This window comes from Roseovarius sp. (genome assembly GCF_048262375.1).
Classification (GTDB): Bacteria; Pseudomonadota; Alphaproteobacteria; order Rhodobacterales; family Rhodobacteraceae; genus Roseovarius.
In genome coordinates this window covers 67,161-89,013 of the sequence record NZ_JBLXFE010000011.1, presented here as the reverse complement: position 1 = coordinate 89,013, position 21,853 = coordinate 67,161, and the positions used below count along the sequence as shown (strand labels likewise).

The 21,853-nt window shown below is 62.6% G+C and carries 20 protein-coding genes; 13 read left to right on the top strand and 7 right to left on the bottom strand.

Annotated elements, in window-relative coordinates; translation table 11 throughout:
* From ACN0SW_RS13225 to ACN0SW_RS13200, 6 genes are all read left to right on the top strand, one after another.
* Window positions 1-1,251 carry a peptidylprolyl isomerase gene (locus tag ACN0SW_RS13225; protein ID WP_417728404.1) on the top strand — a complete coding sequence of 417 codons (1,251 nt, stop codon included), beginning with the start codon at window positions 1-3 and terminating at the stop codon, window positions 1,249-1,251.
* Window positions 1,248-2,219, top strand: a complete 972-nt coding sequence (pdxA, locus tag ACN0SW_RS13220; protein ID WP_417728403.1) for a 4-hydroxythreonine-4-phosphate dehydrogenase PdxA — start codon at window positions 1,248-1,250, stop codon at window positions 2,217-2,219. Before ACN0SW_RS13225 ends, pdxA begins: the two co-directional genes overlap by 4 nt.
* Complete coding sequence (rsmA, locus tag ACN0SW_RS13215; protein WP_417728402.1) at window positions 2,216-3,067, top strand: 16S rRNA (adenine(1518)-N(6)/adenine(1519)-N(6))-dimethyltransferase RsmA; 852 nt, start codon at window positions 2,216-2,218, stop codon at window positions 3,065-3,067. The genes pdxA and rsmA overlap by 4 nt, the downstream gene beginning before the upstream one ends.
* 184 nt (window positions 3,068-3,251) lie before the next feature.
* Complete coding sequence (gene pdhA / locus ACN0SW_RS13210) at window positions 3,252-4,262, top strand: pyruvate dehydrogenase (acetyl-transferring) E1 component subunit alpha (protein ID WP_417728401.1); 1,011 nt, start codon at window positions 3,252-3,254, stop codon at window positions 4,260-4,262.
* A 15-nt stretch (window positions 4,263-4,277) separates the two neighbouring features.
* Window positions 4,278-5,651: a pyruvate dehydrogenase complex E1 component subunit beta gene (locus ACN0SW_RS13205; protein ID WP_417728400.1), complete on the top strand. Its 1,374-nt coding sequence runs from the start codon at window positions 4,278-4,280 to the stop codon at window positions 5,649-5,651.
* Window positions 5,652-5,664: 13 nt separating this feature from the next.
* On the top strand, window positions 5,665-6,972 hold the full coding sequence (locus tag ACN0SW_RS13200) for a pyruvate dehydrogenase complex dihydrolipoamide acetyltransferase (RefSeq protein WP_417728399.1): 1,308 nt from the start codon (window positions 5,665-5,667) through the stop codon (window positions 6,970-6,972).
* Window positions 6,973-7,105: 133 nt separating this feature from the next.
* Here ACN0SW_RS13200 and ACN0SW_RS13195 read toward each other — a convergent pair whose 3' ends face one another.
* From ACN0SW_RS13195 to ACN0SW_RS13185, 3 genes are all read right to left on the bottom strand, one after another.
* Entirely contained in the window at window positions 7,106-7,459 is a 354-nt protein-coding gene (locus ACN0SW_RS13195) for a DMT family protein (protein WP_417728398.1), read from the bottom strand.
* Between the two features lie 5 nt (window positions 7,460-7,464).
* Window positions 7,465-8,295 carry a serine O-acetyltransferase gene (gene cysE / locus ACN0SW_RS13190; protein ID WP_417728397.1) on the bottom strand — a complete coding sequence of 277 codons (831 nt, stop codon included), beginning with the start codon at window positions 8,293-8,295 and terminating at the stop codon, window positions 7,465-7,467.
* A gap of 238 nt (window positions 8,296-8,533) precedes the next feature.
* The gene (locus ACN0SW_RS13185) at window positions 8,534-9,454 is read right to left on the bottom strand and encodes a LysR substrate-binding domain-containing protein (protein ID WP_417728396.1); all 921 of its coding nucleotides are present in this window, start codon (window positions 9,452-9,454) and stop codon (window positions 8,534-8,536) included.
* 107 nt (window positions 9,455-9,561) lie between these two features.
* Here ACN0SW_RS13185 and metF point away from each other — a divergent pair, with 107 nt between their 5' ends.
* Together metF and ACN0SW_RS13175 are read left to right on the top strand one after the other, a co-directional pair.
* Entirely contained in the window at window positions 9,562-10,428 is an 867-nt protein-coding gene (metF, locus tag ACN0SW_RS13180) for a methylenetetrahydrofolate reductase [NAD(P)H] (protein WP_417728395.1), read from the top strand.
* A gap of 61 nt (window positions 10,429-10,489) precedes the next feature.
* Window positions 10,490-10,981 carry a PaaI family thioesterase gene (locus ACN0SW_RS13175; protein WP_417728394.1) on the top strand — a complete coding sequence of 164 codons (492 nt, stop codon included), beginning with the start codon at window positions 10,490-10,492 and terminating at the stop codon, window positions 10,979-10,981.
* A 111-nt stretch (window positions 10,982-11,092) separates the two neighbouring features.
* Here the strand turns inward: ACN0SW_RS13175 and ACN0SW_RS13170 are convergent, their stop codons facing one another.
* Window positions 11,093-11,506 carry a VOC family protein gene (locus ACN0SW_RS13170; RefSeq protein ID WP_417728393.1) on the bottom strand — a complete coding sequence of 138 codons (414 nt, stop codon included), beginning with the start codon at window positions 11,504-11,506 and terminating at the stop codon, window positions 11,093-11,095.
* Between the two features lie 83 nt (window positions 11,507-11,589).
* On the opposite strand from ACN0SW_RS13170, the gene ACN0SW_RS13165 reads away from it, so the two are divergent.
* The 3 genes from ACN0SW_RS13165 (at window position 11,590) to ACN0SW_RS13155 (ending at window position 17,297) form a co-directional block, all read left to right on the top strand.
* Complete coding sequence (locus tag ACN0SW_RS13165) at window positions 11,590-12,870, top strand: O-acetylhomoserine aminocarboxypropyltransferase/cysteine synthase family protein (protein ID WP_417728392.1); 1,281 nt, start codon at window positions 11,590-11,592, stop codon at window positions 12,868-12,870.
* Between the two features lie 116 nt (window positions 12,871-12,986).
* Window positions 12,987-15,344: a hypothetical protein gene (locus ACN0SW_RS13160; RefSeq protein ID WP_417728391.1), complete on the top strand. Its 2,358-nt coding sequence runs from the start codon at window positions 12,987-12,989 to the stop codon at window positions 15,342-15,344.
* A 33-nt stretch (window positions 15,345-15,377) separates the two neighbouring features.
* The gene (locus tag ACN0SW_RS13155; protein ID WP_417728390.1) at window positions 15,378-17,297 is read left to right on the top strand and encodes a monovalent cation:proton antiporter-2 (CPA2) family protein; all 1,920 of its coding nucleotides are present in this window, start codon (window positions 15,378-15,380) and stop codon (window positions 17,295-17,297) included.
* Window positions 17,298-17,313: 16 nt separating this feature from the next.
* On the opposite strand, the gene ACN0SW_RS13150 is transcribed toward ACN0SW_RS13155, so the two are convergent.
* Complete coding sequence (locus ACN0SW_RS13150) at window positions 17,314-18,402, bottom strand: DUF2235 domain-containing protein (protein WP_417728389.1); 1,089 nt, start codon at window positions 18,400-18,402, stop codon at window positions 17,314-17,316.
* Window positions 18,403-18,521: 119 nt separating this feature from the next.
* On the bottom strand, window positions 18,522-19,652 hold the full coding sequence (locus ACN0SW_RS13145) for a type III PLP-dependent enzyme (RefSeq protein WP_417728388.1): 1,131 nt from the start codon (window positions 19,650-19,652) through the stop codon (window positions 18,522-18,524).
* Between the two features lie 114 nt (window positions 19,653-19,766).
* On the opposite strand from ACN0SW_RS13145, the gene ACN0SW_RS13140 reads away from it, so the two are divergent.
* Both ACN0SW_RS13140 and ACN0SW_RS13135 read left to right on the top strand, forming a co-directional pair.
* On the top strand, window positions 19,767-20,201 hold the full coding sequence (locus ACN0SW_RS13140) for an Lrp/AsnC family transcriptional regulator (RefSeq protein WP_417728387.1): 435 nt from the start codon (window positions 19,767-19,769) through the stop codon (window positions 20,199-20,201).
* Between the two features lie 42 nt (window positions 20,202-20,243).
* The gene (locus ACN0SW_RS13135; RefSeq protein ID WP_417728386.1) at window positions 20,244-20,873 is read left to right on the top strand and encodes an HD domain-containing protein; all 630 of its coding nucleotides are present in this window, start codon (window positions 20,244-20,246) and stop codon (window positions 20,871-20,873) included.
* Here ACN0SW_RS13135 and ACN0SW_RS13130 read toward each other — a convergent pair.
* On the bottom strand, window positions 20,870-21,844 hold the full coding sequence (locus ACN0SW_RS13130; protein WP_417728385.1) for a zinc transporter ZntB: 975 nt from the start codon (window positions 21,842-21,844) through the stop codon (window positions 20,870-20,872). The two genes, ACN0SW_RS13135 and ACN0SW_RS13130, sit on opposite strands and share 4 nt — an antisense overlap.
* Window positions 21,845-21,853 lie beyond the last annotated feature (9 nt).

The window sequence follows — 21,853 nt, the reverse complement described above, 5'->3', positions numbered from 1 at the left end:
ATGATACCGATCCTACGCCACCCGATTGCCGCCCTTACCCTTGCCGCGATTGGCCTGACGGGATGGGGTTTGCCCGGAGGGGTGGGCATGGCGCAGGCGCAAAACCTGTTTTCGCCACAGATCCACGTCAACGATCAGGCCATCACCGGATATGAGCTTCAACAGCGCGCGCGCATGCTGACGCTGTTTCGTGCACCGGGCGATGCGCAGCGGTTGGCCCGCGAGCAGCTGATTGAAGAACGCATCAAGCTGGATGCCGCCAAAGCCGCCGGGCTGGTGATCGAAGATGACATGGTGCGATCCGGCATGGAGGAATTCGCCGGACGCGCGAATATGAGCGCCGATCAACTGATCGCCGCGCTTGAAAGCGCTGGGGTGTCGCAGCAATCGTTTCGGGAATTTGTCCGCGCCGGGATCACTTGGCGGGAGTTGACGCGCGCACGCTTTGCCTCACGCGTATCGGTGAGCGAAGACGATCTGGAGCGCGCGACGCGCGCGCTGACGGGGGGCGCTGCCGTGCGGGTGCTGTTGTCGGAAATCATTCTGCCTGTCACCGGGTTGGAGGATTCCGAGGCCAAGCAAGCGTTGGCGTCGTCGATCGCCGAATCTGGCAGCGAAGGGGCGTTCGCAGCCGCTGCACGCCAGTATTCCGCCGCCCCCTCAGCCGGGCGTGGCGGGCGAATGAATTGGGTGGCGCTCTCGGACCTGCCTGCCGGTTTGCGCCCGATCGTTCTGGGCCTTGCACCCGGCGAGGTGTCTGACCCGCTGCCGATCGACGGCGCATTGGCGCTGTTTTACATGCGTGACATCGAGGAAACCTCAGTGCCCGCACCAGAATATTCCGCCATTGAATATGCCGCCTATTACATTCCCGGCGGACGCAGCGAGGCTGCGCTGCAGCGTGCGGCGCAGGTGCGCGCGGCCGTCGATACCTGTGACGATCTCTATGGCGTCGCCCAAGGCCAGCCGCCCGAGGTGCTGGAGCGTGGCTCTAAGGCGCCTGAGGAAATTCCGCAGGATATCGCCGTGGCGCTGGCCCAGCTCGATCCCGGCGAATCCACGACCAGCGTGACCCGTGCCAATGGGCAAACGCTGGTGTTCCTCATGCTGTGTGGTCGTGCGCCCAAGCTGGATGGTGAGGCGCCCACGGTCGAGGATCTGTCGAATTTCATTCGCAATCAGCGGATCGAATCCTTTGCCAATGGGTATCTCGAACAGTTGCGTGCCGAGGCGCGGATCGTAGAGCGGTGAGCGCGCCGATTGCGCTGAGTTGTGGGGAACCGGCAGGCATCGGACCGGAAACAGCCGCCGCTGCGTGGGAGCGCCTGCGCGGGGGGTTGCCGTTCTTTTTCATCGGAGACCCCGCGCATCTGCCCAAGGGCACACCCATCGCCTGCATCACCGACCCTGCGGCGGCCATCGCCGCCTCGGCTCATGCCCTGCCGGTGCTGGTGCATGCGTTTGACGGGCCATTAACCCCCGGCGTCCCTAATCCCGCGCATGCGACATCGGTGATCGACGTGATCGCGCGGGGGGTGGATCTGGTGCAATCTGGTGCCGCGCTTGCGCTCTGCACCGCGCCCATTCACAAACAGGCGCTTCAGGATGGGGCGGGGTTTGTCTTTCCGGGCCATACCGAGTTTCTGGCGCATCTGGCGGGGGTTGACCGCGTGGTGATGATGCTGGCCTCGGATCGCTTGCGCGTCGTGCCCACGACCATTCACATTCCGCTCAAGGAGGTTCCGCAGGCGCTGACGCCCGATCTTCTGGAAGAGACCCTCCGCATCACTCAGGCTGCCCTGATCCGTGACTTTGGCCTCAGCGCACCACGGATGGCTATTGCCGGGCTTAATCCACATGCGGGTGAAGGTGGCAAGATGGGGCGCGAAGAGATTGAAGTGATTGCACCGGTGCTGGCCCGGTTGCGCGCAGAAGGGCTGGACCTGCGCGGGCCGATGTCTGCGGACACAATGTTTCACGCCGCCGCGCGGGCCACCTATGATGCCGCGATTTGCATGTATCACGATCAGGCCCTTATCCCGATCAAGACGCTTGATTTCGACCGGGGCGTCAATGTCACTCTCGGGCTGCCGTTCATCCGCACGTCGCCGGATCACGGTACCGCGCTGGACATCGCAGGGCAGGACCGCGCCAATCCCACCTCGCTGATCGAGGCGTTGAAAATGGCGCAGCTCATGGGCGAGGCACGCCGCAGATGAGCGCGCTCGACAGTCTCCCGCCGCTGGCCAAGGTTATTGCCGCGCATGGTCTCTCGGCGCGCAAATCCTTGGGGCAGAATTTTCTGTTGGATCTGAACCTGACCGCCAAGATCGCCCGGCAGGCCGGGGATCTGACCGGCTGTGACGTGCTGGAAATCGGCCCCGGTCCAGGTGGGTTGACACGCGGGTTGCTCATGGAGGGCGCGCGGCATGTGCTGGCCATCGAGAAAGACACCCGCTGTTTGCCTGCATTGGCCGAAATCGCCGAGGCCGCGCCGGGGCGTTTGACGGTCCTGAACGCCGATGCGCTGGAGCTCGACCCATTGGCGTATCTGACGCCGCCAATCCGGGTGGTATCGAACCTGCCCTATAATGTCGGCACCGAATTGCTCATTCGCTGGCTGACCCCGCCGGACTGGCCGCCGTTCTGGCAATCTCTGACGCTGATGTTTCAGCGCGAGGTGGCCGAGCGGATCGTGGCACAGCCGGGCGGCAAAGCTTATGGTCGTCTGGCCCTGTTGGCGCAGTGGCGCGCGACCCCGCGCATCGTGATGCATTTGCCGCCGGGTGCGTTTACCCCGCCGCCCAAGGTGTCGAGCGCGGTGGTACATCTGACCGCCCTGCCCGCGCCGCGCTATCCTGCCGATCCCAAGATATTGGAGCGCGTGGTGGCCCGCGCCTTTAACCAACGGCGCAAGATGCTGCGCGCCGCGCTCAAGGGGGCAGCCCCGGATATAGAGGACCGATTGTTGGCGGCGGGTATTCAACCCACCGACCGGGCCGAAACCGTGAGCCTTGAGCAGTTTTGCGCGCTGGCGCGGCGCATGCCGGGTGGGGATGAGGCGTGAGGGGTTTGGCCCTGAGCGGTCGCTGGCCGCAGGAATAATCCGCGCGGGCAAGGGAGACTACCGTCCCCTTTAGGCCATGCCCCCAACTTCCCCAAGGTAAAATTCCCTCTCGCAACCGAAGCGCGATTGGTGTATTAGATAGTTTAATGCTAAACTATCTTTGCCAACAAGGAGTCGCCAGCCCATGGTTGCCCGAAAAAGCACTAAGAAATCAAACGTTTCTGCCGAAAATCTCAAAAAATACTACCGCGACATGCTGCTTATCCGGCGATTCGAGGAAAAGGCGGGCCAGCTCTATGGAATGGGTCTGATTGGCGGGTTCTGCCACCTCTATATCGGGCAAGAAGCGGTGGTTGTGGGCCTTGAGGCCGCAGCGGACGAGGGTGATCGGCGCATAACCACTTACCGCGATCACGGCCACATGCTCGCCTGCGGCATGGAGCCGAACGGCGTTATGGCCGAGTTGACAGGCCGCGAGGGTGGCTACAGCCGCGGCAAGGGCGGCTCAATGCATATGTTTTCGACCGAAAAGCGGTTTTATGGCGGGCATGGCATCGTGGGGGCGAATGTGCCCTTGGGTGCGGGTCTGGCCTTTGCTGACAAATACCTTGGCAATGACCGGGTGACCTTTACCTATTTTGGCGATGGCGCGGCCAATCAGGGACAGGTTTATGAGACCTTCAACATGGCGGCGCTGTGGAGCCTGCCGGTGATCTTTGTGATCGAGAACAACCAGTATGCGATGGGCACCTCGCAGAAACGCTCGACCTCCAGTCCCGATATCTACACGCGTGGGCAGGCCTTTGGCATTCCCGGCGAAATGGTTGATGGCATGGATGTGCTGGCCGTCAAGGAAGCCGGCGACAAGGCCGTGGCACACTGCCGCTCTGGTGCCGGGCCCTACATTCTAGAGATCAAGACCTATCGGTATCGCGGCCATTCGATGTCTGATCCAGCCAAATACCGCACCCGTGAGGAAGTGCAGAAAATGCGCGAGGAAAAAGACGCCATCGAGCATGTGCGCGAATTGCTGATTTCCGGTGGCCATGCCTCTGAAGACGATCTCAAGGCGATCGACAAGGAGATCAAGGAAGTGGTGAACGCCAGTGCCGAATTCGCCAAGGAAAGCCCCGAGCCTGCGCTTGAAGAGCTCTGGACCGATATTATTGCCGATGCGGCGCCGCAGAACGCCTGAGGAGGAGAGACGACAATGGCAACCGAAATCCTGATGCCCGCCCTCTCGCCCACCATGGAAGAAGGCACGCTGGCCAAGTGGCTGGTCAAGGAAGGCGACACCGTCAAGGCCGGTGACATCATGGCCGAGATTGAGACAGACAAGGCAACGATGGAGTTTGAAGCGGTCGATGAGGGCACGATTGGCAAGATCCTGATTGCCGAGGGCACCGAAGGCGTCAAGGTCAACACGCCGATCGCCACGCTCTTGGAGGATGGCGAGAGCGCCGAGGACGCCCAGAGTGCCCCCGCCGCCGCCAAGGCCCCCGAGAACAAGCCCGCTGAGGCGCCCAAATCCGCCCCTGCGGTCGCCAAAGCGCCGGAGGCCCCCAAGGCCAACACCAGCCCCGACTGGCCCGAGGGCACCGAAATGCAGACCATGACGGTGCGCGAGGCGCTCAATTCCGCCATGGCAGAGGAAATGCGCCGTGATGACACGGTGTTTGTCATGGGCGAAGAGGTGGCCGAATATCAGGGCGCTTATAAGATCACCCAGAACCTGCTGGATGAGTTCGGCGCCAAGCGGGTGATCGACACGCCGATCACCGAGCATGGCTTTGCCGGAATCGGGGTTGGTGCCTCTTGGGGTGGGCTGCGGCCTATCGTGGAATTCATGACCTGGAACTTTGCCATGCAGGCGATTGACCAGATCATCAACTCTGCCGCCAAGACGCTTTATATGTCCGGCGGCCAGATGGGCAGCCCGATCGTATTCCGGGGCACCAATGGTGCGGCGGCGCGCGTGGGCGCGCAGCACAGTCAGGACTATGCCGCATGGTATGCACAGGTGCCCGGCTTGCGGGTGGTACAGCCCTATTCGGCGGCGGATGCCAAGGGTCTGTTGAAAACCGCCATTCGTGACCCGAATCCGGTGGTGTTTTTGGAAAATGAAATCCTCTATGGCCGTTCCTTTGAGGTGCCCAAGATCGACGATTTCACCATTCCCTTTGGCAAGGCCCGGATCTGGCGTGAAGGCACGGATGTGACCATCGTCAGTTTCGGCATTGGCATGACCTATGCGCTGGAGGCCGCGGATAAATTGGCCGAGGACGGGATCAGCGCCGAGGTGATCGACCTGCGCACCCTGCGTCCGATGGATACGGATACAGTGATTGCGAGCGTGATGAAAACCAACCGTTGCGTGACGGTGGAAGAGGGCTGGCCGGTGGCCTCGATTGGCAACCATATTTCGGCGGTGCTGATGCAAAGGGCGTTCGATTATCTCGATGCGCCGGTGATCAACTGCACCGGCAAGGATGTGCCGATGCCCTATGCCGCCAATCTGGAAAAGCTGGCCTTGACGTCCACCCAAGAGGTGATCGACGCCGTGCGCCAAGTGACCTATCGTTGAGGGAGACCATAAGATGGCAACCGAAATTCTGATGCCCGCCCTCTCGCCCACCATGGAAGAGGGCACATTGGCGAAATGGCTGGTCAAGGAGGGTGACACCGTGTCTGCGGGCGATCTCTTGGCCGAGATCGAGACCGACAAGGCCACGATGGAATTCGAGGCGGTGGATGAGGGCATCGTCGGCAAGATCCTCGTGGCCGAAGGCACCGAAGGGGTCAAGGTCAACACCCCAATCGCGGTGATGCTGGACGAGGGCGAGAGCGTCGATGACATCGGCAGCCCCCCGGCCAAGCCCGCCGAAGCCCCGTCAACCAAGACGACCGAGGCCGCGCCGCAAAAGGCGGCAGAGGCCAAATCCGCGCCCGCCGCGCCGACGACCGGCGATGGCAGCCGGGTCTTTGCGTCGCCGCTGGCACGGCGGATCGCGGCGGACAAGGGTCTGGACCTGTCACAAATCACCGGCTCTGGCCCGTATGGCCGGATCGTCAAGGCGGATGTGGAAGGAGCAAAACCCTCGGCTGCGCCCGCAGAGGCCGCAGCAGCGGCGCCCGCCGCCAAGGCCCCGGCCCCGGTCGCCGCAGCCCCGGCTGGTTCGTCCTCGGATGCGGTCGTGGCCATGTATCAGGGCCGCGAGTATGAGGAGGTCAAGCTCGACGGGATGCGCAAGACCATCGCCGCGCGTCTGACCGAGGCCAAACAAACCGTGCCGCATTTCTATCTGCGCCGCGAAATCCGTCTGGATGCGCTGATGAAATTCCGCGCCGACCTCAACAAGCAGCTTGAGGCGCGTGGCGTCAAGCTGTCGGTCAACGATTTCATCATCAAGGCCTGTGCGCTGGCGTTGCAGGCAGTGCCGGATGCCAATGCCGTTTGGGCCGGGGACAAGGTGCTGCGGTTGAAGCCGTCGGATGTGGCCGTGGCTGTGGCGATCGAAGGCGGGCTGTTTACACCGGTGCTGAAAGATGCCGAGATGAAATCGCTCTCGGCGCTGTCGGCGGAAATGAAGGATCTGGCCAAGCGCGCGCGCGACCGCAAGCTGGCGCCACAGGAATATCAGGGCGGCACGTTTGCGATTTCCAACCTCGGCATGTTCGGGATTGAGAATTTCGACGCGGTGATCAACCCACCGCATGGCGCGATTCTCGCCGTGGGTGCAGGCCTGAAAAAGCCGGTGGTGGGCAAGGATGGCGAATTGACCGTGGCCACGGTCATGTCGGTGACGCTGTCGGTGGATCACCGGGTGATTGACGGCGCACTTGGCGCGGAGCTGCTGACGCAGATCGTCGAGAACCTCGAAAACCCGATGGTCATGCTGGCCTGAGCGCGACAAGGCCCCTGCCCCGGCCTCTTGGTCGGGGTCGGGGTCGAGGGCTGGCCTTTTGCTGAGCCTGGCCCAGAAAGATGAGCCGCGCCTAGGCGCTTGGGGCCTGCGTCATCTTCAGGCCCTGAGCCCCTCAGAGCGGTGCGCGAAAAATCACAAACGCCCCGGCCGCGATCAATGAAAACCCGACGGCGTGATTCCAAGTGATCGGCTCTTTCAGGTAGAGCACGGAAAAACCAGCAAAGATCACCAGCGTGATCACCTCTTGCATGGTCTTGAGTTCAGCCGCCGAATAAACCCGGTGCCCTAGCCGATTGGCGGGCACTGCGAGCATGTATTCGATAAGCGCGATACCCCAGCTGATCAGCACCACAAGCCACAGCGCGGCATGGGGAAACCTGAGATGCCCATACCACGCGAAAGTCATGAAGATGTTGGACAGGCTCAGGAGCACCACCGGCGCCAGCCACAGCCAGAGGCCGTGCATGATCGTCAGTCGCTCGCGTCGTCGTCAGTGCCCCGCACACCCAAAAGCTGATCCATCTTGACCGAGGGCTGATCACAACCCGCCTCGCCCACGATTCTAGCGGGCACACCGGCGACCGTTTTGCAGGGCGGCACCTCTTGCAGCACGACAGAACCTGCCGCAATGCGCGAGCAGTTGCCCACGCGGATATTGCCCAGCACCTTGGCCCCGGCCCCGATCAGAACACCATTGCCGATCTTGGGATGACGGTCCTCTTCTTCCTTGCCGGTGCCGCCCAAGGTGACGGAATGCAGCATGGAGACATTGTCGCCCACTACGGCGGTTTCACCGATCACTATGGAATGGGCATGGTCGATCATGATGCCCTTGCCGATCCGTGCGGCGGGGTGAATATCGACGCCGAACACCTCTGACGCGCGCATCTGGAAAAAGCGCGCGAGATCGCGGCGGCCCGTGGTCCAGAGCCAATGCGCAATGCGGTAAGCCTGAATCGCCTGAAACCCTTTGAAAAACAGCAGCGGCAGCAAAAACCGATCGCAGGCCGGATCACGTTCATTAACCGCAACGATATCGGCGCGCGCCGCGAGACCGATTTCGGAATCAGAGGCGAGCGCCTTGTCGCAGATCTCGCGCAGGATCTGCTCGGGCATCTCGTTCGAGGTGAGCTTGAGCGAGATGCGATAGGCCAATGCCGATTCGAAGGTGTCGTGGTGCAAAACACTGGAATGGATGAGCCCGCCCAACAGCGGCTCATCTGCGATTGCGGTCTTAGCCTCTTGGGCGATTTGCGCCCAAACCGGATCAAGTTCGGCCAGCTTTCGTCTTGTATGCGCCATGGGCTATGCTCCTGTGGATCGGGGTAACTATACCAGATAGGCAGAGCAGGTAAAATGCAAAGGGGTGGGACAAGGGATCACCAAAATGAATGAGAGGGATCAGGCGCGGTTTCGGGCGCAGATATTGCCCTTGGGCGGTTGGACATTGATCCCGCCGCCACGCGCCGTGTGCCCTGCGCCAATGGCTGAGAGGAACCCGGCCCTTTGAATTGGGGCGACGGGGCAATCATCCGGTGATTCAGGCCGTCGGACTCTCGCCGCGTTGCAGGCGCACCGGGATTTCCCGCGCCAGTTTCAGCAGATGCGCCATATAGGGTTTGTCAGCATCCTCATCACGGATCGCAGCATAGAGGCGCTTGGTCTTGCCCTTGGCAGTCAGGGGGCGGGTCACATAATCCGAGCTGGTCTTGACCTCGCGCACCACCCAATCGGGCAGCACCGCCACGCCGCGATTGGACGCCACCAAGAGCAGGATCACCGCCGTCAGTTCCACCTGCCGGATGCTCTTGGGTTCGACCTTGGCCGGGGTCAGCAATTCGGTAAAGACATCCAGCCGCGAGCGGTCCACCGGATAGGTGATCAGCACCTCGTCGCGGAAATCCGCCGCCTCGACATAGGGTTTCTGCGCCAGCGGATGCTGGCTTGAGGCGACGAACACCGGCTCGTAATCAAACAGCGGCTTGAAGCTGATGCCGGGCAGGTCTTCGGGATCCGACGAGACCACAAGATCCACCTCTTCCTTTTGCAGGGCGGGCAGCGCGTCAAAGGCGAGGCCGGGGCGGATATCGACATCAACTTCACCCCAGGTCTTGCGAAACCGCTCCAGCACCGGAAAGAGCCATTCGAAACAGGCGTGGCATTCGATGGCAATATGAAGCCGCCCGGCGCTGCCTTCGCGCAGCCCTTCGAATTCGGCCTCAAGCGCCTCGATTTCCGGCAGAATCCGCTCAGCCAGCCGGAGCAGGCGTTGACCTGCGGCCGAGAGGCGCAAAGGCTTGGACCGCCTCACAAAAAGCTCGACGCCCGCCTGATCCTCCAGCCCCTTGATCTGATGGCTGAGGGCAGATTGGGTGATGTGCAGCAGGTCCGCCGCGCGGGCCAAACCGCCCGCCTGATGAATGGCGCGGATGGTTTTCAGGTGCCGAAACTCAATGTGCATATATTAGCGAACCTCATTCAAACCATGAATTTAATGAAGTTGTCTCACATTGCTGCACCTGCAACAAGTGGGTCAACAGATTTCACTCCTCAACAGGATGCTCCCAGATGAAAACACCACGTATCTCGTTCGAATTCTTTCCACCCAAAACGCTGGAAGCCTCTTTTCGCCTTTGGGACACGGTCAACACGCTGTCCCCGCTTGATCCGCGCTTTGTGTCTGTGACCTATGGCGCAGGTGGCACCACCCGCGAATTGACCCGCGAGGCGGTGGGCACGCTGCACAAGGCCAGCGGCCTCAACGTGGCGGCGCATCTGACCTGTGTTGATGCCAGCCGCGCCGAGACACTTGAGATTGCCGAACAGTTCGCTGCCGCTGGCGTGTCCGAGATCGTGGCGCTGCGGGGCGACCCGCCCAAGGGATCGAACGGGTTTGTTCCCCACCCCGAAGGCTTTGCCAACAGCTGCGAGCTGATCTCGGCGCTGGCGGATACCGGGAAGTTCACCATCCGTGTCGGCGCATACCCTGAGAAGCACCCCGAGGCCGCGGATCAAAAGGCCGATATCGACTGGCTCAAGCGCAAGATTGACGCGGGCGCATCCGAGGCGATCACGCAGTTCTTTTTTGAGGCTGAGACCTTCTTTCGCTTCCGTGACGCCTGTGCCGCGGCCGGTATCAACGCGCCGATCATTCCGGGCGTCCTGCCGATTGAAAACTGGGTTGGCGCGCGCAAATTCGCGGCCTCTTGCGGCACGCAGATCCCGGCATGGCTGGATGAGGCGTTTGACAAAGCAATCCGCGACAACCGTCAGGACCTGCTGGCAACCGCGCTGGCGACAGAGCTATGCAGCGATCTAATTGAAGGCGGGGCTGAGGATCTGCATTTCTACACGCTGAACCGTCCCGAACTGACCCGCGATGTCTGTCATGCATTGGGTGTGACACCCAATGTGGCCCTGCGCAACGTCGCCTGAGCACTTGCCGCCCGCGTCGGCCCCGCCTACCCTGTGAGGAGTAGGGACAGGAGGGGCCGACATGCCGATAAAACACGCCACATCGCTGGAGGAATTGCCAGATTTGCAGGCAATTCTTGCGCGGTCCGGGTTGGCGTTCATCGAAGACCTGATTGCAGGCCGCCTGCCCGCGCCGCCGATTGGTGTGACGCTGGGTTTTGTACCCATCGAAGCCACGCGCGGTCATGTGGTGTTTGAGGGACGGCCCCAATTTGACGCCACCAACCCGATGCGCGGCCTGCATGGTGGCTGGTATGGCGCAATTCTTGACAGTTGCATGGGCTGCGCTGTGATGACGGCACTGGAGCGCGGCGAGACCTATACCACGTTGGAATACAAGGTGAATATCACCCGTGCCCTGCCCTTGGATACGCCGGTTCACGCCATCGGCACGCTAGAGCACAAGGGACGTTCGACCGCCGTCGCCCGGGGCGAATTACGCGGCGTGGCGGATGGGCGGCTCTATGCCACGGGGTCAACCACCTGCATCGTGATGCGGCCAGAGGTGGTTTAGGCGCGCGGCTCCTGAGAGCTGCATGATTGGCCTAGAGCGGCCATTCGACCCATTTCCCACAGCGCGGACTAAAGGCGCGCAGCGCCCGCGTCCCAATGTCTTGGCATTGCTTCAGGCCGCGAAGACCGCGTCCATATTGGCAAATCCCTTGACCTCGACCGGATTGCCCGAGGGGTCGCGAAAGAACATAGTCCACTGCTCTCCGGGTTCTCCCTCAAAGCGCACCGAAGGCGGGATCACGAAAACGACCCCCGCCGACGTCAGGCGCTCGGCCACGCTGCGCCATGTTTCGAGTGGCAGCACCACACCGAAATGCGGCATCGGCACCATGTGATCGCCGACCTTGCCAGTGGCCTGCGTGGCGAAGGGCGTGCCAAGGTGCAGGCTGAGTTGGTGGCCAAAGAAATCGAAATCCACCCAAGTCTGGGTCGAGCGCCCCTCGACCCCGCCCAGAAGGGCCCCATAAAAGCCACGCGCGGCATCAAGATCGGTGACATTGATTGCCAGATGAAAGGGATGTGCCATAACTTACTCCTCATGCCCGTTGCATGGCACCTAGCGATGCCTTAACCGGGTTTGCAAGATTTATGACGCGGAAGGACAGATAAATGACCTATGGCTTTGATACGTTGCAAGTTCATGCGGGCGCGCGCCCCGATCCGGCCACCGGCGCACGGCAGGTGCCGATTTACCAGACCACGGCCTATGTGTTTCGCGATGCCGATCACGCCGCCGCCCTGTTTAACCTGCAAGAGGTGGGGTACATCTATTCGCGCCTGACCAACCCGACCGTGGCCGCGCTGCAAGAGCGGGTGGCGACGCTGGAGGGCGGCGCAGGTGCGGTGTGCTGTTCGTCGGGGCATGCGGCGCAGATCATGGCGCTGTTCCCGCTGATGGGTCCGGGGCTGAATGTGGTGGTCTCTACCCGGCTTTATGGCGGGTCAATCACGCAGTTCAGCCAGACCATCAAACGCTTTGGCTGGTCGGCCAAGTTTGTCGATATCGACGACGCCGACGCGATCAATGCCGCGATTGATGACAATACGCGCGCGATCTTTTGCGAATCCATCGCCAATCCGGGGGGTCACATCGCCGATCTTGATGCGATTGCGGCGGTTGCAGACAAGGCGGGCCTGCCGCTTATCGTCGATAACACCTCGGCCACGCCCTATCTCTGCCGCCCCATCGAGCATGGCGCGACGCTGGTGGTGCACTCGATGACCAAGTTCCTGACAGGGAATGGCACGGTCACCGGCGGCGTTGTGGTGGACTCGGGGAATTTCGACTGGTCGGCCTCGGACAAGTTCCCCTCGCTCTCGGCCCCCGAACCCGCCTATCACGGGCTGAAGTTCCACGAGACCTTTGGCCCGCTGGCCTTCACCTTTCACGGCATTGCCATCGGGCTGCGCGATCTGGGCATGACGCTCAATCCGCAGGCGGCGCATTACACGCTGATGGGGATCGAAACCCTGTCCTTGCGCATGGCGCGGCATGTTGAGAACGCGGAAAAGGTGGCAAGCTGGCTGGAAGGTCATCCGGCGGTTGAGGCGGTGACCTATGCAGGCCTCAAATCCTCGCCTTGGCATGACCGGGTGGCGCGGATCTGTCCCAAGGGGGCGGGCGGGTTGTTCACCGTGGCGCTCAAGGGCGGCTATGACGCCTGCCTCAAGCTGGTGGATAATCTCAATCTTTTCAGCCATGTGGCCAATCTGGGCGATACCCGTTCGCTGATCATCCATTCGGCCTCGACCACCCACCGGCAGTTGACGCCAGAGCAACAAACCGCCGCCGGGGCCGCGCCCAATGTGGTGCGAATCTCGATCGGGATCGAGGATGCCAAGGACATCATTGCTGATCTGGATCAGGCGTTGGCCAAGGCTACTGCCTGACACGCGATGGCGCCGGGGCCGGTCTGATGGTTGGCCTCGGCGCGAAGCTGCTGTAAAATGGTGAGGATGATAGCAAAGACTCCCGCTGACGCTGGACCAGTGTTAAAGCGTTACTTATGAAACCGAATTTCGCCTTGTCCCTGTCCTTTGAAGGCATTGGCCTTTTGCACCGCGCGGGCAGCGCGGGATGGCATTTGGTTGGCGAGGTGGCGATTGATGCGGCCGATCTGACAGGCGAATTGGCGGCGCTGCGCGCAAAGGCGGCGCGTCTTGACCCTTCGGGGCTTGCGACCAAACTGATCATCCCCGACGAGCAGATCAAATACCTCAACCTGCCCGCCGCGAGCGCGCATGAGGGGGATTACGACCAGACCGCAGCCGAGGCGCTGGAGGGGGCCACGCCCTATCACATCAACGATCTGGTCTATGACTGGAGCGTGGACAAGGGCCGTCTTTATATCGCCGCCGTCGCCAGCGAGACATTGAACGAGGCTGAGGCGTTTGCGCTTGAGCATCGGTTCAACCCGGTCAGCTTTGTCGCGCGGCCACGGTCGGATCACTTTGCGGGCGAGCCGTTCTTTGGATCTGCGGCGCAGGCCAAGGGCGTGGACCGCGATGACGCGCCGGTGCGCATCATCGGCAGCGCGCGACTGCCCGAAGTGACACCCCCCGCAGAACCGCAAGTCGCCAAACCCGACGCGCCAAAATCCGAGACAGCGCCCAAGCCCGTGCCCCCAGCCCCAAAGGCTGAACCTGAATTGCCCGCCTTGTCGTTTTCCAGCATCCGCGCCGAGCGTACAGCCCCGGTCGAGGGTGCGCCCAAGCTCTCGGGCGCGGCGCGGTCCCTACCGTTGCCGGATACCGATCCGGCCCCGGACGTGCCGAGACCGGGTGCCACCCCGCTCTTGACCGGGGGGGCGAACCCGGCCCTGACAGACTTGGCTGCTGCCAGCCTTGCGCCCAAGGCCGAGAAATCACCGGGTTTGTCCGGTCTGTTGTCGCGGCGCGAGACAGCGGCAGCCGCGCCTGCAATCGCCCTTGCAACGCCCGCCGATGAGGCGCAGCGCATGACAATTTTTGGCGCACGCAGCCAGCCCGAGACGCGCGGCAAGCCGCGCTTTCTGGGGCTGATCCTGACCGCGCTCTTGCTGCTCTTTCTGATCGGGGTCGCGGCGTGGTCCACGATCTTTAGCCAAGACGGGCTGTCCGGTCTTTTGAAAGGCTCAGAGCCGCAGGTTGCAGTAACGCCAGCCTTCGATCTGAAGCCGGATGAGGTCACCCAGACCGAGGCGACAACCGAGACCACGAGCGCGCCTGAGGAGGTCCTGACGCCGCCTGCGCCGCTCGAGACCGCAGCAGACCCTATCGCAGAGCCGGATACCCCAGAGACCGACGCCATCGTTGTGGCCCCGGCCCTGCCGGAAGAGTTAACGCCAGAGCAGGCGCTGACCCGCTATGCCGCGACCGGCATCTGGCAGATGGCCCCCGAACCGCCCGCGCAGGCCGAGTCGACCGATCAGGGAGAGTTTTATCTGACCTCAATCGATGAGGCGGTGAACTTTCAGGATGCGGTGGCGCTTCCGCCGCACCCGGATGTCGGGCGGGACCAGCGCCCCGAAACGCCCGCCTCTCCGGCCCCGCCGGGCACCGAATTCACACTTGATGCGCGCGGGCTTGTGCAGGCGACACCAGAGGGCGCTCTGACACCGGACGGTGTGCTGGTGCGCGCAGGTCCGCCGCCCCTGCGCCCGCCCGAAACCCCGGTGCGGGCCCTGCCCGTTCCCGGTCTGGAACAGAGCGCCGAAACCGCGGCCGAAGCTGCACGGCTTGGCGGTATCCGGCCACGCACCCGGCCCGAGAACCTGATCGAGCAGCAAGAACGCGGCGCACTGTCGGGTCTTACACGCTCAGAGCTGGCGGCGCTGCGTCCGCGCACGCGCCCTCAATCGGTTATTGAGGCCGCCACCGCCCAGCCCGACGCCCCCGAAGTGATGCCTGCCGATGTCAGCTCCGCCTCGCTTGCTGCGGCATTGATCGAGGCCAATCGGGGGGCGGTGGACGGCACAGACAGCCTGCCGCAGGCCGTGGCCAGTTCGATCAAGCCCAAGCTGCGGCCGCAGGTTCTGGAACGTGCCGCGCGCGCCCCCGCGCGGGATCAGGCCACCCCGGGCGAGGATGACGAACCCGAGGTGCAAACCGCCGCCGCGCGCGCGACCCCCAACATTCCCACCACGGCCTCTGTTGCCCGCTCTGCGACAGACGTCAATGCCATCAACCTGCGCAACGTCAACCTGATCGGCGTCTATGGTGGCCCGCAGAGCCGCCGCGCGCTGGTGCGTCTGGCGAATGGCCGCTACCAAAAGGTGCAGATCGGCGACAAGCTGGATGGTGGGCGGGTGTCTGCGATTGGCGACACCGAATTGCGCTACAACAAACGCGGCCGTGATGTAGTGCTGCGCATGCCCAAAGGGTAACGCCATGTCACAGAACCACGTTGCGCGCGGCTGATGGAAGGGTTTCTTTTTCAGGCCACGATCTATCTTGCAGCCACTGTGATCGCGGTGCCGCTGGCGGCGCGTCTGGGGTTTGGCTCTGTGCTGGGCTATCTGGCGGCGGGTATCTTGATCGGCCCGGTTTTTGGTCTGGTGGGGGGGCACGAGACCGCCGAGTTGCAGCATGTCGCCGAGTTCGGCGTGGTCATGATGCTGTTTCTCATCGGGCTCGAGCTTGAGCCGCGCGCGCTCTGGGATATGCGCCACCGGCTGTTGGGCCTTGGCGGATTGCAGATCACCCTGACAACGCTGGCGGTGATGTGGGCAGGCATGCACCTCTTGGGGCTGGGGTGGAGCGTGGCCTTGGCGGTGGGGCTGATCTTTGCGCTCTCGTCAACCGCCATCGTGCTGCAAACCCTGTCGGAAAAGGGGTTGATGCAGACAGGCGGCGGACGCTCGGCGTTCTCGGTGCTGTTGACGCAGGATATCGCGGTCATTCCGATGCTGGCCTTTTTACCCCTGCTTGCCCTGCCCAAGACGCCGGATATGATCATGGGCGAGATTCTGTCGCGCGGCACCGAACCTTTGGAGCATGGTGACACCAGCGCCCCGCATCAGGCAGCGCAGAGCTTTATCGCCTCCTTGCCCGGATGGGGGGCGACGCTGGTAACGATTGCGGCGGTGGCGGCGATCATCCTGACCGGCATTTATCTGACCCGGCCTGTATTCCGGTTCATCCATTCCGCCCGCCTGCGTGAAATGTACACAGCCATCGCCCTTTTGATCGTGGTCGGCATTTCCTTTTTGATGATGCTGGTGGGGCTCTCGCCCGCTCTGGGCGCATTTCTGGCCGGGGTGGTTCTGGCCAACAGCGAATTCCGTCACGAACTGGAAAGCGATCTGGCGCCGTTCAAGGGGCTGCTCTTGGGTCTCTTCTTTATCACCGTGGGGGCGGGGATCAATTTCACCGTGCTGTTTGGCGCGCCCGTGCTTATTGTCGGTCTGGCCGTCGTGGTGATCCTGACCAAGGGGGCGGTGCTCTATATCCTTGGTCGGCTCTTTGCCCTGCGCGGGCGCGATCTGTGGCTCTTTACCCTGTCGCTGGCACAGGCGGGCGAGTTTGGTTTTGTCCTTGTCGGATTTTCCGTGCAGCAGCATGTGCTGCCCATCGCGCTGAGCGAGGTGATCTTGCTGGTGATCGCCCTTACCATGCTGATCACGCCGCTGTTATTCATCCTCTACGACATCCTGTCACGGCGCTTGCGGGACAGTGCCGAGACCCCCGAAGCGGACACCATCGACCAGACCGGGCCAGTGATCATCGCGGGGATCGGGCGGTTTGGGCAGGTGGTCAACCGGCTGGTGCGCTCAAGCGGGTTTGAAACCGTGGTTCTGGATCATGACCTGCTTGCGATCCAGCGGATGCGCCGGTTTGGGGTCAAGGGTTTCTTTGGCGACCCGACGCGGCCTGACCTCTTGCACGCGGCAGGGCTGGGACAGGCGCGGATACTGGTGGCAGCGCTGGACAATCCTGATGCCACGGTGCAGCTAGTGAGTTTTGCCCGGCGCGAGCGGCCCGACCTGCATATCATTGCCCGCGCCTATGATCGCACGCATGTCTTCCGGCTCTATCAGGCGGGGGCCAATGACATCGTGCGAGAGCTTTTTGACAGCTCATTGCGGGCGGGACGCTATGTGTTGGAAAACATGGGTTTGACAGAGTTCGAGGCGGCGGAACTGGAAAAAACCTTTTACCATCACGACCGCCATTCAGTGCGTGAACTGGCGGCGCTCTGGGACCCGGACAAGCCGACGGTCGAGAACGAGGCCTATATCACCCGCGCCCGCGCGTTGGAGGAAGAGTTGCAAACCATGCTCTTGTCCCAACTGGAAGAGACCGGCACGCCCACGGGCGTAGGCAAGCCGAAACAGTGATCCGGGCGGGTGCGGGTCATATCCCGCCCTGTTGCTTGAGCCCCCCGGTCAGACGCGGACCACGCCAGCCGCGCCGCACCGCCACGCCCACGCTGTCGTGCAGCCGCTCTGAGCGGTCACGCCCCACCACACGGGCGCGACGCAGCACAAGGATCTTACCCCAACCCGCCCATGTGCCCACCGAGGGTGCATTCACATCCTGCGGAAAGCGCGCGCGCCATCCCTCGGGCAAGGGCAGCCCGCAGCCCTCTATCCGCTCAAGCATCCACACGAGCGGGATATTGGCGAGGGGGCGGGCCGCATCGACACCGCAAAGCTGCCCGCCCACATCGGAATGACACCCCCGGAACCAGACCTGTTCGACATGACCATCAAATTCCGGCGGGCATTCCCAGAGCACGGGCGTATAGGCATTGCGGGTCTCATCCAGCGCCAGCGCATGATACCCGTGCCGGGTGGTCCGCCCCAGATGGTGATTGTGAAAGCCATGCGCATCAACACGGAACCGCCAGAGAATGGGGACGCGCAAGCCAAGCGCCTTGACCGTATCCCAGACGCCGATCATCTCGACATGGGTATCGGCATGACAATTGGCACGGGCAAAGGCCTGTGCCGCGCGGCCCGATGGCGTGCAGCGGTAATGCCGAAACGCCTGATGCACATTGCGTTCGGTCGCCGCCTCAGCGCGCAAGAGGCCGATACGGTCGATCACCCCCGCCAGAGAGCGCACCGCATAGGCGCCGCGCGAATAGCCCAGCAGAAAAATCCGGTCACCGGGACGGTAGCGGTTGGAAAGATAGCCATAGGCCCGACGGATCTGGCGGTTGATGCCCCGGCCAAGGATGATATCGCCGGTGGCGCGCCAGTCGCGCCATTGTATTCCCGCCTCATAATAGACCGAGAGAGACGCCCCCGACATCTCGCGCAGCAATTTATAGGTCAGACCGGCGTTGGTCTCATACCCCGGTGTCAGGCTGGACATGGTGCCATCAAGGATCAGAACATGGTTGACCGGCCCGCGCCGATGGCCAAAGGGCGGATGCCCCTCACGCGGGCCCGGCCGCAGCCAGTCGAAAATGCTCTTGGTCCATCCCCGCCACGACATGCAACACCTGCCTTTGACGCCCGGAGAAGCATCCGCAGGTTTACGGGCACGTCCGAGCCATGACTTAAGCTTGCGCAGAAATCCGTTACGATTCCATGAAATTCGGCGTGAGCGCGCTGTTACAGTTGCGCCACGGTCACAATCTCGCGCAGGCCATAGCCGTTGAAATCGGTGCTGAGGCTGCGGGTATAGGCCCCCATGCCCGCAATCAGCAGGTAATCGCCCTCGTCCAGATCTGCGGGCAAGGGCAGAGGATCAGGCAGCCGATCAATGCTGTCACAGGTCGGACCAAACACCACACGCGGCAGCGGTGCGCCGGTGCGCGGCATGCCGTCAGGGGACATAACGGTGATCCGGTCGGGTGCGCCGATGTCACGAATCTCGGTCAGCCCGCCATAAACCCCGTCATTGACGAACACCGCGCCTGTATCGCGCAACGTCTTGACGCGCACCAGCATGCTGAACGCCTCGGCCACCATGGCGCGGCCCGGCTCACAGACCAGAGCGGGCGCATCCGCCCCAAAGACCCGTGCCACCTCGGCCCCGATATGGTCGAAAATCGCGGTCAGGTCCGGCGTGGGTCCGGTCCGATGCGCGGCAAAGCCGCCGCCCACGTTGATCCGCGCCAGACGCACGCCCGCTGCGCGCGCCACATCCGCGACAACGCCGATATAGGCCCCCCAAGCAGCGGGGTCGGCGCATTGGGTGCCGGGATGAAAGGTCATCGAAGGGGTAAAGCCACGCTCTGCCACAGCGCGCAGCAACTCTGCCGCACGATCCGGTCCAACACCGAATTTGGCCCCGAAATCATAAGCCGCGCCGCGCACCGGCAGCGCAAGGCGCACCGTGATTTCAGAACCAGTGTCCACGCGGCCGGTCAGCTTGTCCAATTCGCGCAGGCAGTCGATGGAATAGGAGCGCACGCCCATCAGAGCGGCAACCTCAATCTCCGAAACCGAGCGCACCGGGTTGTTGTAATGCAGCACCGCATTCGGACAAACGCTGCGCACGGCGCGCATTTCCTCGGGGCTGGCCACGTCAAAGGCCGTGATCCCCGCTGCCACCAGATTGGCCAGCACCTCGGCCCCCGGATTGGCCTTGACCGCATAGGTCACAAGGCCGGGAAACCCGGCCTGAAAGGCGCGCGCCGTAGCATGCAGTTGATCCGGCGCAAAATAGAGCAGCGCCGCATCAGGGGTCTGACGCATCAGATGGGCGCGGGGATTGGCCCAAGGGGCGGCGTTTTTCATTGGGAAACCTCAATCTGCTGCGAATTTTCTTTGAGTGTGCCGCGAAATCTCGTCGATTCGAGATGTCATTTCGTATAAATCGCCGTAAACTTTCGTCATAATGATGAGGATTACATGCAAACCGACGACACAGATCGCGCCTTGATCACGCTTTTGCAGGAAAACGCCCGATTGCCAGTGGCCACATTGGCGCGCCGGCTGGGGCTGGCGCGCACCACCGTCCAAGCGCGGCTGGAGCGGCTCGAATCCTCTGGCGTGATCGCGGGTTACACGCTGCGGCTGAGCGCCAAAGCCCAACCTGCCCTGCGCGCCACCGCCCTTGTCAGCATCGAACCGCGCTCTGGCCCTGCTGTGCTGGCACGGTTGAAATCGCTGCCACAGGTGCGCCGGGTGCACACCACCTCGGGGCGGTTCGATCTGATCGTGATGATCGAGGCCAACACCACCGAGGCGCTGGATGAGACGCTGGACCGGATTGGCGAGGCAAAAGGCGTCAAAGGCTCGGAAAGCCTTATTCACCTCTCGACCAAACTTGACCGGGGTGACTGAGTGCAGCAGTCTGACCGTAACCACACAAGCGGAGTCGCGGGCATGGACACGGTCAGTTTCAGACAAATGAAGGACGGCACCAAAGAGGAATACGAATTCCTCACCGCGCATGAGATTGACCATACCCGACACACCGCAAAACGGCTGCTGAGCGCGCTGGTCGAACTGGATCAGAGCCTGTCAGGCTATCAGATCACCCGGCTGGGGCATTCTGTTCAGTCGGCCACGCGGGCTTGGCGCGACGGTGCGGATATCGATTGGGTGGTCGCGGCACTCTTGCACGACATCGGCGATATCTATGCGCCCTACAATCATGACGAATACGCCGCGACGATCCTCAAGCCCTTTTTGCGCGAACAATGCACTTGGTGTGTGGCCACCCATGGCGATTTCCAGATGCTGTATTACGGCCACCACCTTGAGGGGTTTGACCAGCACAAGCGCGAGCGTCACCGGGGCCACGCCTATTTCGACGATTGCGCCGAGTTCTGCGAACGCTGGGATCAGGCCAGCTTTGATCCCGATTACGACGACCTGCCGCTGGCATTCTTTGCCCCGCTGGTCGAAGAGGTGTTTGCGCGCAAGCCTTATGATCCGGCGGTGATCCGCACGGGCGCGCGCATGCCGCTGACCGATGCCGCCATGGCAGAGGCACGACAGAACCGTGGCTAACGCCGCCCCAAAAGCCCAATGCGCCAGAATAGTGTCATCAAGACCAGCCCCAACACCACCAGCCCGATGCAGACCGCCCAGAACGCGCGCGCATCATCCGCGCCGGGAATGCCGCCCACGTTGATCCCCAACAGCCCGGTGATCAGCCCCAGCGGCAGGAAAATTGCGGCCACCACGGATAAGAGCAGCATCTGACGATTCATCGTTTCGGCGCGGGCGTCCATGATCTGATCATGCACCACCTGTGCGCGGTCGCGGAGTGCGTCGAGTTCCTCGGCCAGCCGCGTCACCCGCTCTGTTGCCTCACGCAAGCGGCTGCGATCATGGCTGCGAATCCACGGCATGTCCTCGATCTCAAAGGTGCTGAGCGCATCGCGTTGCGGTGCCATATGTCGCCGCAACACAATGGCCATGCGCCGCACCTCCGCCAGTTCGCGCCGGTCCAGCACACTCAGGTTGTCGATCACCTGATCTTCGAGCAAATCCAGCTTTTCATTCAACCCGGCCACCACAGGCTCTGCCCGGTCCGCAAGCCGCAGCGCCAGACGCGCCACCAGTTCCGCCGCCCCATCCGGCCCCTGATTGCTCGCGATCCCCTCCATGACATCGCTCACCGCCATCAGACGGCGCAGTTGCACGCTGACCACCACCCCTTCGGTAACCCACATCCGCAGGGACACCATATCTTCGACCTCGTCCCCGGGGTTGAGATTGACACCGCGCAGATTGATGAGCACGCCGGACCCATGCACGGTTGCGCGTGGCCGGGTTTCGGGGGCCAGCAGGGCACGCAGCACCAAAGGCTCCAGCGCCGTCGCCTCGAGCCATTCACGCGCGCCGGGTTGGGCGCAATTGACATGCACCCATGTCAGCGCCTCAGGCACAGACCAGTCCGCAGGGGCCGTGCCGCTGAGATCAATCTTGCTGGCGTTGCCATCCCGGCGCATCCGCCATTGCCGGACCCCCTCCATATCCCTGTT